The following is a 13583-nucleotide window of genomic DNA, read 5'->3' on the forward strand; positions in this document are numbered from 1 at the left end:
AACAAAGTGGACTGATATGCCTCAGCCGAAGTGCCGAATGCGAGCGGCCGTCGCAGGCGTGTACGGCATCCAGTCATGCACCGACCCGCTCGCGACGAACTCGGCGACCGCACCGGCGAAGGTACGCCCCAGCTCCCGTACGGCATCGGTGGTCCGCCCCAACATCGGGCTGTCCGCGAAAGCGTCGAACGAGCCGAAAAGGAAGGGGAGTTCACCGCAGTGGGTCGCACCGAGGCCATACGGGTCCTCGGCCGGCCGGTGGTCGAACTCGTAGACGTAGGTCGCGTTGCCGCCCGCCGCGTGATGGTCGGCGATCCGCAACGAGCCGTCCCGGACCAGCCCATCGGTCTGCACGGCGGTGACCACCCGCGCAGCGGTGGGCTCTTCGAACCGGTCGGCGTATCGCTGGTACAACTCGCCGGCATGTTCGTCCAGTTGGCTGGTCAGGAGGTCCAACGCACCATCGGCGGTGAGGTTCTGGATCCGCGGATCGAACGCGGTGAAGGCGCTCGCCTCGTCCCGAGTGGTACCGATCAGCAACGGCTTGCCCTCCAGCCCACCGTCCACGACCCCCCGATGCGGATCGCGGGGAACACCGGGCCCGCCGAGCACCGGATACATGGGCGGAGTGGCGTCGCCCGGCCGCGCGAACTGCCCCGCAAGTTGCCCGTAGGCGGACAGCAGCTGCTCAACGGGCAGTGCGCGCAGGGCAGTTGCCGCATCCGACCCGTCCGGCACGCCGAGCAGCCGTAGATACGCCTCGGCGTTCTCGGCCGCGTGCCGCGGATCCTGCGGGGCCAAGCCGAACGGACCGCTCTCCAGCAGCACCCGGTTCACGAGTCCCGACGTCCGCGGATCGAGGGCCGGCGCAAGGGACGAGTACGCGTCGGCCGACTGCCCGCCGACCGTCACCTCGCGCGGGTCGCCGCCGAAGGAGGCGATGTCGTCCCGCACCCAGGCGAGCAGGGCGGCCTGGTCCTGGGCGCCGAGGTCGGCGGCGCCGATCTCCGGCAGATGCAGGTAACCCAGGGGCCCACGCGGTAGTTGGCGGTGACGACCACGATGTCACCGAGCGCGGCCAGCCGCCCGCCGTCGTACCAGTCCCAGCCGCCGGAACCACTGGTGAAGCCGCCCCCATGCCACCACACGAAGGCCGGCCGGGCGGCGTTGTCCTCCAACGCCCCTGCCGGAACATGGACGTTGACGGTCAGGCAACCGTCCTCGTCCCAGTCCGGCACGCGGGCCCCCATCACCCGTTCCAGCCGGGAGGCCCCCTGTGGAACAGCCGGGGCGGCGCGAACCGCAGCTCACCGACAGGCGAAGCGGCCTAGGGAATCCCCCGGAAGGAGACCGCCTCCCCCTGCGAGACACCCCGTACCCGACCCCGATCCGTCTCCACGACACCCACGACCATGGGGCTCACCTCTCTCCGCCGTCCGCTCCGAACCGTTTCTAGCGGCGGGCGTCGATCCGGGCCAGAATGAGGAGGCAGAAGCGCGAAAGCAGGACAGAGGACCAGGCACACATGGCGAAAGCAAGCCACCCCTTGAGCGAGACGGACAGCCGGATCGCCGCCGCGATGCTGGCCTCCCCGCGGGCCTCCTGGCGTACGGTCGGCCGCGTCCTGGACATCTCGGAGCGCACGGTGGTGCGCCGCGCGGCACCGCTGTTCCACGACAGGACGCTGCGCGCCACCGCCGTACGCAACCCGGTGTGGTTCCCCGACCTGATCCCGCTGGCCCTGCGCATCCGCTGCCGCCCCCACCAGATCAGCGCCATCGCCGCCACCCTGGCCCGCCGCCCCGACACCGTCTGGGTGGACATCCTCGGCGGCGGCGACGAGATCTGCACGATCCTGTTCCTGGACGGCCCGGACGCCCGCAACTCCCTGCTCCTGCGCGACCTCCCGGCCACCCCCGCGGTCCAGTCGTGGACCTCGCACCTCCTCCTGCGGGTGTTCCCGGCGGCCTTCGACTGGAGCGGCGGCCTGCTGACGGAGGTCGAACTGACCAGCCTCAGAACGGAGTTGCCCGCCCCGGCGGCCCGCCCGTCCCTCCAACCCCTCGACCACGCCCTGATCACGACCCTGGTCGAGGACGGCCGCGCCTCCTACGCCGACCTCGCCCGCCGCGCCGACACCACCGCCCTCACGGCCCGGCGCCGACTGGAGACACTGGTCGGCAACCAGGTGGTCAGACTCGCGACCGAGGTCGACCTGGCCCGGCTGGGCATCCGTACCGAGGCCCTGCTGTGGATCACGGTGGCCCCCGGTGGACTGGAGGAGACGGGCCGCCGACTGAGCCGCCACTCCCAGGTCCGCTTCGCCTCCGCCACCACCGGCTCGGCCAACCTCCTCGTGGCCGTCGCCGCCGCGGACCTCAACGCGCTCTACCACTTCCTGAGCGACACGATCGGCGCGCTGCCCCACGTCTCCACGATCGAGGTCACCCCGATCCTGAGCGGGGTCAAGAGAACGGGCCTGGTCCGCCCGGGCAGCCTCTGAACCGACCGCCCGCATCCGGTACCCGCGGCGACCGCGCCTCCGACATCGTTGTCGAAGACGCGGCCTGCCCGAGGCGCGGTCCTACGGGATGGAGCAAGCCCTGAGCGGGCACCGGACGCCGGGGAGCATGGTCGGCCTACGGCGTGTAGCGGGCGTCACTGCCGTACAGGTTCCTGGTGAACGCGGAGACATCTGCGGTGCGGTCGGTGCCGTCGAGGTTGTACGTCAGAAAGACGCCGTACCCCTCACTGACCGTGCGGGCGGCGAGGGAGGCAGCCGTGCTCTGCGAGGTGCCGCCGATCTGGACGGCCGCCGGCGACAGCTTCGACTTGGGCAGTGCGATGCCGGGGACCTGCCAACTGCCGTAGTACGGGTTCCAGGCGTAGTCGAACTTGGAGGTGACGTCGACGCCGCCGTAGGACAGGCGCGACGCGGCCGGGCCGATGTTGTAGAGGCTGATGATCTTGGACGGCATGTTGGCGCGCAGTGCCGACACCAGGTACACGAACGAGCCGGCGTTGGGCTGGGCGGTGCCGTTGTTGCCGTAGTCGGCGTACTCGTCGTCGAAGTCGATGCCGTCGAGGCCGTACTTGGTCACGGTGTCCGACAGTTGCTTCGCGAACGTCGAAGCCGTCTGCTGGGAGGGGAAGTTGGCGAAGCCGGAGCCCTGGTGGTTGCCGAGCACCGAGAGGACGACCTTGATGCCCTTCTGCTGCAACGGCCGTATCTGCGTGGCGGCGTTGTCGAGGACGCGCTGCACGTTCGGGTTGAAGTACAGGGTCCCCGCCTTCGTGCCCGCGTCGTAGTTGATGTTCGCCGCGAAGATCACGGCGATGTCGAAGACGTTGGCGCCGCCGTTGGAGAGGGTGTACTTGCCGACGTTCAGCATGCTGTTGTTGTTCACCTCGACGTACGCCACCGAGGTCGGTCCCTGTTTCGCGGCGGCGGGGGCCGCTTCCGCGCCGCTTGTGGCGGTCGCGCCCAAGGCGAGTGCCGCCGTGGTCGAGAGCGCGAGCGCGGCCATCCGTATTCTTCTCCGCACCGGAGTGAACATCGTTGATCGGTCTCCCATCGCATGGAGCGGCGCCCGCCTGCTCATGAGCGCCGAGTGGGTCCCCCCGCCCCTTCCGTTCCCGGGACCGAATCCCCGGAACCATGCGGGAGCCCTTCCCGACTCCACGCACATCGCGCCACAACTCTCGATCCGGGCAAGGGAGTTGCCGGATCGCTACGCCGCTACAACCCGACGATCTTGTTCCACTCCTTCGCGAACTCCACCCGCTCCGTCGACGTGATGTCCCGCGCGATCGCGAGGTGCTTGCGCATCGTCGAGTCCGGGAAGATCAGCGGGTTCTCGGCCAGCTCCGCGGTGTCCTTGTCCTTGGAGTCCGCGAGGACGGCCTGGGCCGCCGGGACGGGGCAGACGTAGTTGACCCAGGCGGCGAGTTCCGCGGCGACCTCGGGGTCGTAGTAGTAGTCGATCAGCTTTTCGGCGTTGGTCCTGTGGCGGGCCAGGTCGGGGATCATCAGGGAGTCCGCCCAGAGTTCGGCGCCCTCCTCGGGGACGACGAAGCGGATGTCCGGGTTGTCGGCCTGGAGTTGGATCACGTCACCGGAGTAGGCCTGACAGGCGAGGACGTCGCCGCTGACCAGGTCCTTGGTGTAGTCGTTGCCGGTGAAGCGGCGGATCTGCTTCCGGCTGATCTGGGTCCGCACCTGGTCGCACACCTTGTGGAAGTCGGCGGCGGTCCACTTGGTGATGTCGACGCCGTTGCCCTGCATCAGCAGCGCGAACGACTCGTCCAGCCCGGAGAGCAGGGTGACCCGGCCCTTCAGGTCGCTCGCCCACAGGTCGGAGACATGGCGGATCTCGCGGCCGAGCTTGCGGTGGTTGTACGCGATACCGGTGATCCCCGACTGCCACGGCACCGTGTACCGCCGCCCCGGGTCGAACGCGGGCGAGCTGAGCTGCGGGTCGAGGTACTTCGCCACGTTGGGCTGCGCGGACCGGTCCATCCGCTGGACCCAGCCGAGACGGACGAACCGCGCGCACATCCAGTCGCTCATGACGATCAGGTCGCGGCCGGTCTGCTGGTGGTTCATGAGCGCCGGGCTGATCTTGCCGAAGAACTCGTCGTTGTCGTTGATCTCCTCGATGTAGTCGACGGAGATCCCGGTCTTCTTCTCGAAGGCGTCCAGCGTGGGCCGCTTCGTCTGGTCGTCGTCATCGGTGTCGATGTACAACGGCCAGTTCGCCCAGGTCAGCCGCTTGTCCTTGGCGGACAGATCGGCGCCGGCACGGTCCCCCGCCTTCACATACGCGGCGGGCACACCGCACCCGGCGAGCGCGCCGAGCGCGGCGGTACCGCCGAGCGCGCGCAGCAGGGAGCGACGGGAGGGCGAGGACGACTTCGGAGTCTGGGGCACCCGCGCAGCATGACCCGCCGCCCCGTGCCCGATCAATGGACGCTGCGTCGAGCGGGTTCGCGTGGACCCGACACCTTGTCGATCGGTTGCCTGTGAAGTAACCGCCCGTTCACCTGCCGCGTACGCGAACAGCGCGGCCCCGGACGGTGAACTCCCGTCCGGGGCCGCGCAGTTGTCGCTCCAGATCGCCGAAGGCCTACGCGCCCAGCGACGTCATCACGTGCTTGATCCGGGTGTAGTCCTCGAAGCCGTAGCCCGACAGGTCCTTGCCGTAGCCGGACTTCTTGAAGCCGCCGTGCGGCATCTCCGCGACCAGCGGGATGTGGGTGTTGATCCACACGCAGCCGAAGTCCAGGGACTTCGACAGCCGCATCGCCCGCCCGTGGTCCTTGGTCCACACCGAGGAGGCCAGCGCGTAGTCGACGCCGTTGGCCCACTCGATGGCCTGGGCCTCGTCCGTGAAGGACTGGACGGTGATGACCGGGCCGAAGACCTCGTTCTGGATGATCTCGTCGTCCTGCTTGAGGCCCGAGACGACGGTCGGCGCGTAGAAGTAGCCGACCTCACCGACCCGGTGGCCACCCGACTCCACCTTCGCGTGCGCCGGCAGCCGCTCGATGAAGCCGGTCACCTGCTTGAGCTGGTTGGCGTTGTTGAGGGGGCCGTAGAGCACGTCCTCGTCGTCCGGCTGACCCGTCTTCGTCTCGGCCGCCGCCTTCGCGAGCGCCGCCACGAACTCGTCGTGGATCGACTCCTGGACCAGGACGCGCGTCGCCGCCGTGCAGTCCTGGCCCGCGTTGAAGAAGCCCGCGACCGAGATGTCCTCGACGGCCTTGGCGATGGCCGCACTGTCGAGGTCCTCGAAGACGACGACGGGAGCCTTGCCGCCCAGCTCCAGGTGGACCCGCTTGAGGTCCTTGGACGCGGACTCGGCGACCGACATGCCGGCGCGTACCGAACCGGTGATGGAGGCCATCGCCGGCGTGTGGTGCTCGACCATCGCGCGGCCGGTGTCCCGGTCGCCGCACACGACGTTGAAGACGCCCTTGGGCACGATCGAGCCGATGATCTCGGCGATCAGGACGGTGGAGGCGGGGGTGGTGTCCGAGGGCTTCAGGACGACCGTGTTGCCGGCCGCGAGAGCGGGGGCGAACTTCCAGACGGCCATCATCATCGGGTAGTTCCACGGCGCGACCTGCGCGCAGACGCCGATCGGCTCGCGCCGGATGATGGAGGTCATGCCCTCCATGTACTCGCCGGCCGAGCGGCCTTCGAGCATCCGGGCCGCACCCGCGAAGAAGCGGATCTGGTCCACCATCGGCGGGATCTCCTCGGAACGGGTGAGCCCGATCGGCTTGCCGGTGTTCTCCACCTCGGCCGCGATCAGCTCCTCCGCGCGCTCCTCGAACGCGGTGGCGATGTCCAGCAGGAACTTCTGCCGCTTGGCCGGGGTCTCGTCCCGCCAGGCCGGGAAGGCGGCGGCGGCCGCCACCATCGCGGCGTCCACGTCCGCCGCTCCGGACAGCGGCGCGGTCGCGTACGCCTCCCCTTTCGCCGGGTTGACCACCTCGGTGGTCCGTCCGTCGGCGGCGTCCCGGAACTCACCGTCGATGTAATTGCGCAGACGACGCAGCTCGGTGCTCACTGCCGGCCCTCCAAGGTCTGGGTGTCCCATCACTGAGACACCCACCCTAATCGCCCGGCCCACGTTTTCAATACCCCCGATCGCGTCAAGGCTACGAAATCCGCAAGTCTCGACCACGTAAACAACGAATTTCATCGAAGCGGCCTTGCGGAACGGTCGAGACGTCGTGCACAGTGAAGCCGTGGCCAGTCGCAGCGCAGAACAGAGGGACTCCCGCGAGTCCAGGAACGGCAGCACTCCTCATCTGGACGCCGTCTCCCTCGCCATCATCGAGCAGCTCCAGGAGGACGGCCGTCGGCCGTACGCCGCGATCGGCAAGGCCGTCGGCCTCTCCGAGGCGGCCGTGCGCCAGCGCGTCCAGAAGCTGCTCGACCAGGGCGTCATGCAGATCGTCGCCGTCACGGACCCGCTCACCGTGGGCTTCCGCAGACAGGCGATGGTCGGTGTCAACGTCGAAGGTGATGTCGAGAACGTCGCCGACGCGCTGACGGCCATGCCGGAAGTGGAGTACGTGGTGATGACCGCGGGCTCGTACGACCTCCTCGCCGAGATCGTCTGCGAGGACGACGACCACCTGCTGGACGTCATCAACAAACGCATCCGGGCCCTCCCCGGCGTGCGCTCCACCGAGAGCTTCGTTTATCTGAAGCTCAAGAAGCAGACCTACATGTGGGGAACCCGATAACCGTGAGCAAGGACCTCAGCCGCACCGCGTACGACCACCTGTGGATGCACTTCACCCGCATGTCCTCGTACGAGAACGCGCCCGTTCCCACGATCGTCCGTGGTGAGGGCACCTACATCTACGACGACAAGGGCAAGCGCTACCTCGACGGTCTCGCGGGTCTGTTCGTGGTCCAGGCCGGTCACGGCCGCGCCGAGCTGGCCGAGACCGCCGCCAAGCAGGCGCAGGAGCTGGCGTTCTTCCCCATCTGGTCGTACGCCCACCCGAAGGCCATCGAGCTGGCGGAGCGTCTCGCCCACTACGCGCCGGGCGACCTGAACAAGGTCTTCTTCACCACCGGCGGCGGCGAGGCCGTCGAGACCGCCTGGAAGCTCGCCAAGCAGTACTTCAAGCTGCAGGGCAAGCCCACCAAGTACAAGGTCATCTCCCGCGCGGTCGCCTACCACGGCACCCCGCAGGGCGCCCTGTCCATCACCGGACTCCCGGCGCTGAAGGCCCCGTTCGAGCCGCTGGTCCCGGGCGCGCACAAGGTCCCGAACACCAACATCTACCGCGCCCCGCTCTTCGGCGACGACCCGGAGGCCTACGGCCGCTGGGCCGCCGACCAGATCGAGCAGGAGATCCTCTTCGAGGGCCCGGAGACCGTCGCCGCGGTCTTCCTGGAGCCGGTGCAGAACGCCGGCGGCTGCTTCCCGCCGCCGCCCGGCTACTTCCAGCGCGTGCGCGAGATCTGCGACCAGTACGACGTGCTCCTGGTCTCCGACGAGGTCATCTGCGCCTTCGGCCGCCTGGGCACGATGTTCGGCTGCGACAAGTTCGGCTACGTCCCGGACATGATCACCTGCGCCAAGGGCATGACCTCGGGCTACTCCCCGATCGGCGCCTGCATCATCTCCGACCGCCTGGCCGAGCCGTTCTACAAGGGCGACAACACCTTCCTGCACGGCTACACCTTCGGCGGCCACCCGGTCTCCGCGGCGGTCGGCCTCGCCAACCTCGACATCTTCGAGCGCGAGGGCCTCAACCAGCACGTCCTCGACAACGAGGCCAACTTCCTGCAGACCCTGCAGAAGCTGCACGACCTCCCGATCGTCGGCGACGTCCGCGGCAACGGCTTCTTCTACGGCATCGAGCTCGTCAAGGACAAGGCCACCAAGGAGACCTTCACGGACGAGGAGTCGGAGCGCGTGCTCTACGGCTTCGTCTCCAAGAAGCTCTTCGAGTACGGCCTCTACTGCCGCGCCGACGACCGCGGTGACCCGGTCATCCAGCTGTCGCCGCCGCTGATCTCCGACCAGTCGACCTTCGACGAGATCGAGGGCATCGTCCGCCAGGTCCTCACGGAGGCCTGGACGAAGCTCTAGCCTCCGGCGAAGTTCCAGCCTTCGGCGATTCAGCGGTTTATACGGCCCGGGGTGCACCCGTACGAGTGAGAAGGGCGCACCCCGGGCCGTGTGCTGTCCGGGGTCGCACCCGCATCCTCCTTAGCGTGCCTGGTAACCGATCGGCCCCGTCCTCGTTCCCCCGCAAGGGGGACGCGGTACGGAAAACGGATCAGAACGAGGTGTACGCGCATGGTGGCCCCGCCGGACAACGACGTGCTCTGGGCACGTGCCCTGCACTTCCAGCACCACGACGGAACGCCCGCGCTCGGGGGTGTCTCGCTCGGTGTCCGGGAGGGCGAGATCCTCGCCGTCACGGGCCCGCGCGGCAGCGGCAAGACGACCCTGCTGCGCTGCCTCTCCGGTCTGGAGCGCCCCAGCCGCGGCGAGGTCTGGTTCAACAGCGTGCCCGTGCACACCATGGGCCCGCTCACCCGGGAACGGCTGCGCCGCGACCGCTTCGGCTGGATCGACCCGGCCCCGGTGCTCGTCCCGGAGCTGAACGTCTGGGAGAACGCGGCCCTCCCCCTGATGCTGCGCGGCACCGGCCGCCGGCGCGCCAAGACCGCCGCCCTGGAGTGGCTGGACCGCCTCGACATCGGCGACCACGCCCGCAAACGCCCGCACGAACTGCGCCAGGCGGAGCGCCAGCGCGTCTCGATCGCCCGCGCGCTGGCCCCGGCGCCCACCGTCCTGTTCGCCGACGAGCCGACCGCCCCGCTGCACCGCGCGGACCGCGCCCAGGTCCTGCGCACGCTCACGACGGCCGCCCGCTCGCACGGCATCACGGTCGTCCTCGCGACCCACGAGGCGGAGACCGCGGCCCTCGCGGACCGTACGGTGTCGCTGCTGGACGGACGCCGTGTGAACACGGTTCACCTTCCCCCGGTCGCCGAGTCGGAAGGCCGGGCCGCGTGCTCGCTCTCCGTCTGACCCGCGGCTCGCACCCCGCCGTCCAACTGCGCCGACTGCTGGTCGCGGTGGCCTCGGCGGGCACGGGCTTCCTCCTCCTCTGCACCCTCGGTTACGCGATGGGCCACCCCGACTCCCCCGCCGCCGCGGCCCTCCGCCTCGCCTGGTGCGCGACCCCGCTGGCCGCCACGGTGTACTTCGCGGTGGCCGTCGCCCGCACCGACCCGGCGACGAAACCCCGCCCCGGCCTCTCCGCGATCGGCCTCGGCCCCGGCCGCCTGATGGCGATCTCGGCGACCACGACCGCGCTGGCCTGCACCCTCGGCTCCATGCTGGCCCTGCTCTTCTTCCTCCACCTCCGCGGCGACCTCACCGGCATGCCCTTCGACGGAGCGGCGGCGGAGTTCCTCGCCTCGGACACCCCCCTCCCCCTCCCCGCCGCACTCACCCTGCTGGCCATCGTCCCCGTGACCGCGTCCGTCTCGGTCGCCCTCACCCTCCGCCCGAAGGACACCAAGCACCCGTCCACGGCGAAGAACGGCCCGAGGTCCTACGGCCGTTTCGGCGCCTACGGCAAATCGGGCACCCGCGAGACCTTCGGGACGTACGGCAGGTTCGGCTCCCACCTGCGAACGGGCGGCCGTAAGGCGGCAGTCGAGGAGACGCCCGCCCCGGCGCCCGAGCCCGCTGCGGACGCCGAGCCGACCGCCACCGTCACGGGGCCCGTCGACCTGGACCCCACCCGCCCCCCGGCCCCCCGCGAGGTCCCCAAGGGCCTCCCCTGGGGTGTGGCCGTCCTCGCCGCCGGTCTCGCCGTCGAGGCCTACGCGAACCGGACGGCGGACACCGACGGGCTGTCGATGCCCGGCGGGCACGCGGGCGGCCCCGCGGGTGTGCTGGCCGGCTGGGTGCTGACCGCGCTCGGTCTCGCCCTGGCGGGCCCCGGCCTCACCCACCTGTGCGGACGGCTCCTCCAGGCCGTGCGCCCGGGCGCCCTGCGGCTCCTCGCGGGCCGGGTCCTCATGGAGGAGGCGACCCGCATCGGCCGCCCGCTGGGCGTGGTCTGCGCCGTGGCGTCGGGCGCGTACGCGATGACGGCGCTGTACGACACGGACGCGTCCGTCGGCCCGCTGACCACCCTGGGCACGCTCCTGGTGACCGGCTGCACGGTGGCGACCCTGCTCACCGCCGCCGTCGAGGCCCGGCAGTCCCGCGCCGACACCACGGCCGCGCTGGTACGGCTCGGCGCCCCGGCCACCGTGCTGCGCAGCGCCGCCGCTCTGCGCGCGGGCGCGCTGCTCGCCCTGTTCGTACCGCTGACCGTCGTGATCGCCGAACTCGCGGCACTTCCGCTCGCCCACCGATGAGTTTTTCGCGGAGCGTCGGTCTACCCACCGAATAGCACGCACGCCCGATGGGAAAGGCCCCAGCATGTACCAGCAGATGATCTTCGTGAACCTGGCCGTGAACGACGCCGCCGCGTCGAAGAAGTTCTTCACGGAGCTCGGTTTCTCGATCAACCCCCAGTTCAGCAACGACGAAACCACCTGTGTCGTGATCAGCGAGACGATCATCGCGATGCTCCTGGAGAAGAAGCGCTACAGCGACTTCACGAAGAAGGAGATCGCCGACTCGGCCAAGACCAGCGAGGTGCTGCTGTGCCTGAGCGCCGAGAGCCGCGAGAAGGTCGACGAGCTGATCAACAAGGCGGTCGCGGCGGGCGGCACCGCCAACGACGACGTCCAGGACCAGGGGTTCATGTACGGCCGCTCCTTCGAGGACCTCGACAGCCACTCCTGGGAGATCGTGTGGATGGACCCGGCGGCCGTCCAGGGCTGACCAGTTGGGTGCCTAGCATGGGCGCGTGCAGACGAGCCCGGCCCATGCGGCCCACCACGACGAACGCGAGATCGAGACGGTCGAGGACTTCGACGCGACCGTCTCGGCCCGCGGCACCCTCGCCGGACACCGCGTCCAGGGCGTCGATCTGACGGACCGTACGCGGGAGTTGCTCACCACGGACACCTCGGGCGCCGTCTTCCTCGGCTGCCCGATGCGCGACGAGGCGGCGGCGAAGGTCCGCGCCGACGGCGCCCTGGTCTTCCCGCCCGTCCCGCATCTCCCATTCGACCCCTACCGTGGCCGTCTCTACACGCCGGACGAGCTGTTCGCCTCGCTCGACCAGGGGTACGAGCAGACCCCGGACGCGCTCGCGTACGCGTGGTTCCGGCGGACCAAGGCCGACGGCGACATATACGCGTCGATGCTGCGCGCCGTCCACGACGACTCCATCTCCGACGCCCTCGACGAACTCCTGCGCGGCGCACGGGTGGTGGGCGTGATGGGCGGCCACGCGATGGCGCGCGGGACGGAGGCCTACGGCGGTGCCGCGCGCCTGGGCCGTGAGCTGAGCCGCGCCGGCTTCACGGTGGCGACCGGCGGCGGCCCCGGCGCGATGGAGGCGGCCAACCTGGGCGCGTACGCGGCGCCGTACGAGGACGCCATGCTGGAGGAGGCGTGTGAACTCCTCGCCGGATCACCGTCGTTCAGCCCCTCCATCACCGACTGGGCGGGAGGCGCCTTCGAGGTCCGCGCCCGCTGGCCGAAGGGCAACCACTCGATCGGCATCCCGACGTGGTTCTACGGCCATGAGCCGCCGAACGCCTTCGCCTCGCACATCGCCAAGTACTTCGCCAACGCCACCCGCGAGGACGGCCTGCTGGCCCGCTCGAACGCCGGAGTGGTGTTCCTGCCGGGCGCGGCCGGGACCGTACAGGAGATCTTCGACAACGCGACGCCCAACTACTACGAGTCGCGCGGCGAGCCCACACCGATGGTGCTCGTGGACCGGGAGCACTGGACGGAGCGGCTGCCGACCTGGCCGCTCCTGCGTGCACTTGCCCGGGAACGGCCAATGGAGGCCCGTATCGCCCTCGTTGACCGGATCGAGGAGGCTCCGGAGGCACTGAAACGTCTCACTGATTAAAGTGCAGGTAAAGGCAACTGCTGTACATCGCATATGCATTGACACTGCTTACGCAGCACTTATAGACCAGTGAGACTCCTGGGGGTAGTGGTGCCTCACCTCATTGCCGCTCCATCTCCCCCTAAACCCCCCGCAGTTGCACATCCCGTGAAGGGCAAACGTGTCCATATCTCGACGTTCCGTACGCATCCTCGGTGTCGCGTCCGCTTCGGCCGCACTCGCGCTCGGATTCGCGGGCAACGCGCTCGCTTGCAACATCAGCGAGTTCTCCGCCACCGCCACGTGTGACGGCGCCAAGGGTGTCATCACCGTCACCGACAAGGACGCCTCCGCTGCCGAGGCGACCATCACGGTGTTCCTGGAGAACAACGGTTCCGACGCCAAGCAGATCGGCGAGGCCCAGACCGTCAAGGGCTCGGCCAAGGGCGAGACCGTGTCCTTCTCCGAGGACTGGCAGCCGAGCGCCACGTACCGCATCCACGTCAAGGCGGGCAACCAGGTCGACAAGGACATCACGCCGAACCTGACCACCCCGTCCAAGGCCTGCGCGACGGACTCGCCCAGCCCGACCCCGAGCGAGTCCTCTCCGGCCCCCTCGGACTCCGCCACGACTCCGGCCGAGTCCGACACCCCGACCCCGTCGGCCACGGAGAGCAGCAGCACCGCTCCCGCGACGACGACCGACAACGCGCCGTCCCCGGCGGCCGGTTCCTCGAACCTCGCCGAGACCGGTGCCAACTCCAACACCGGCATGATCGCCGGCATCGCGGGCGCCCTCGTCGTCGTGGGCGGCGGAGCCGTCTACTTCGGCATGCGCCGTCGCGGTGCGAACAACGGCAGCTGATCCAACGGCCGCCGAAAAACCCGCTGTTGTGGCCCGTCCGGTTCGTGGGGACGGGCCACACGCATGTCCGGTGCGTGGCGGCGGGCACGCACGTGCGCGCTAGGGCCTGTCCGGCGGATCAGGTCGCGGGAAAGTGACAGTGCCTGATCAGCGCCGGTGAGCGGGATCTGGTGCGTCCAACTGCAAGGCGGAGGAGGGA

The 13583-nt window shown here is 69.6% G+C and carries 11 protein-coding genes and 1 pseudogene; 8 read left to right on the forward strand and 4 right to left on the reverse strand.

All coding sequences use genetic code 11. From position 1 onward, the window contains the following. Positions 1-21 precede the first annotated feature (21 nt). A pseudogene (locus OG226_RS15670) lies at positions 22-1250 on the reverse strand (carboxylesterase family protein). Between the two features lie 275 nt (positions 1251-1525). Between OG226_RS15670 and OG226_RS15680 the strand changes: the two are divergent. After that, positions 1526-2503, forward strand: a complete 978-nt coding sequence (locus OG226_RS15680) for an Lrp/AsnC family transcriptional regulator (protein WP_329349269.1) — start codon at positions 1526-1528, stop codon at positions 2501-2503. A gap of 136 nt (positions 2504-2639) precedes the next feature. Here OG226_RS15680 and OG226_RS15685 read toward each other — a convergent pair whose 3' ends face one another. The 3 genes from OG226_RS15685 to OG226_RS15695 all read right to left on the reverse strand — a co-directional run bounded on the left by OG226_RS15685 (position 2640) and on the right by OG226_RS15695 (position 6575). Beyond that, positions 2640-3557 carry an endo-beta-N-acetylglucosaminidase H gene (locus tag OG226_RS15685; protein WP_329349270.1) on the reverse strand — a complete coding sequence of 306 codons (918 nt, stop codon included), beginning with the start codon at positions 3555-3557 and terminating at the stop codon, positions 2640-2642. Between the two features lie 182 nt (positions 3558-3739). Continuing rightward, positions 3740-4930, reverse strand: a complete 1191-nt coding sequence (locus OG226_RS15690; protein WP_329349271.1) for a polyamine ABC transporter substrate-binding protein — start codon at positions 4928-4930, stop codon at positions 3740-3742. A gap of 196 nt (positions 4931-5126) precedes the next feature. Beyond that, complete coding sequence (locus OG226_RS15695; RefSeq protein ID WP_329349272.1) at positions 5127-6575, reverse strand: gamma-aminobutyraldehyde dehydrogenase; 1449 nt, start codon at positions 6573-6575, stop codon at positions 5127-5129. Between the two features lie 166 nt (positions 6576-6741). Here OG226_RS15695 and OG226_RS15700 point away from each other — a divergent pair, with 166 nt between their 5' ends. The 7 genes from OG226_RS15700 to OG226_RS15730 all read left to right on the forward strand — a co-directional run bounded on the left by OG226_RS15700 (position 6742) and on the right by OG226_RS15730 (position 13384). Beyond that, on the forward strand, positions 6742-7260 hold the full coding sequence (locus OG226_RS15700; protein ID WP_033282630.1) for an Lrp/AsnC family transcriptional regulator: 519 nt from the start codon (positions 6742-6744) through the stop codon (positions 7258-7260). Then, complete coding sequence (locus OG226_RS15705) at positions 7245-8624, forward strand: aspartate aminotransferase family protein (RefSeq protein ID WP_328678360.1); 1380 nt, start codon at positions 7245-7247, stop codon at positions 8622-8624. Before OG226_RS15700 ends, OG226_RS15705 begins: the two co-directional genes overlap by 16 nt. A 210-nt stretch (positions 8625-8834) precedes the next feature. Beyond that, positions 8835-9575, forward strand: coding sequence for an ABC transporter ATP-binding protein (locus tag OG226_RS15710; protein WP_328678361.1), 741 nt, complete (start codon positions 8835-8837; stop codon positions 9573-9575). Then, on the forward strand, positions 9557-10921 hold the full coding sequence (locus tag OG226_RS15715) for a hypothetical protein (protein ID WP_328678363.1): 1365 nt from the start codon (positions 9557-9559) through the stop codon (positions 10919-10921). Before OG226_RS15710 ends, OG226_RS15715 begins: the two co-directional genes overlap by 19 nt. 64 nt (positions 10922-10985) lie before the next feature. Beyond that, positions 10986-11393 carry a VOC family protein gene (locus OG226_RS15720; RefSeq protein ID WP_328678365.1) on the forward strand — a complete coding sequence of 136 codons (408 nt, stop codon included), beginning with the start codon at positions 10986-10988 and terminating at the stop codon, positions 11391-11393. 25 nt (positions 11394-11418) lie between these two features. Next, entirely contained in the window at positions 11419-12540 is a 1122-nt protein-coding gene (locus tag OG226_RS15725; protein ID WP_328678367.1) for an LOG family protein, read from the forward strand. A gap of 160 nt (positions 12541-12700) precedes the next feature. Continuing rightward, on the forward strand, positions 12701-13384 hold the full coding sequence (locus tag OG226_RS15730; RefSeq protein ID WP_328678368.1) for an LAETG motif-containing sortase-dependent surface protein: 684 nt from the start codon (positions 12701-12703) through the stop codon (positions 13382-13384). Positions 13385-13583: the final 199 nt, after the last annotated feature.

Origin of the sequence: Streptomyces sp. NBC_01261, from assembly GCF_036226385.1 — a bacterium.
Taxonomy (GTDB): Bacteria; Actinomycetota; Actinomycetes; order Streptomycetales; family Streptomycetaceae; genus Streptomyces.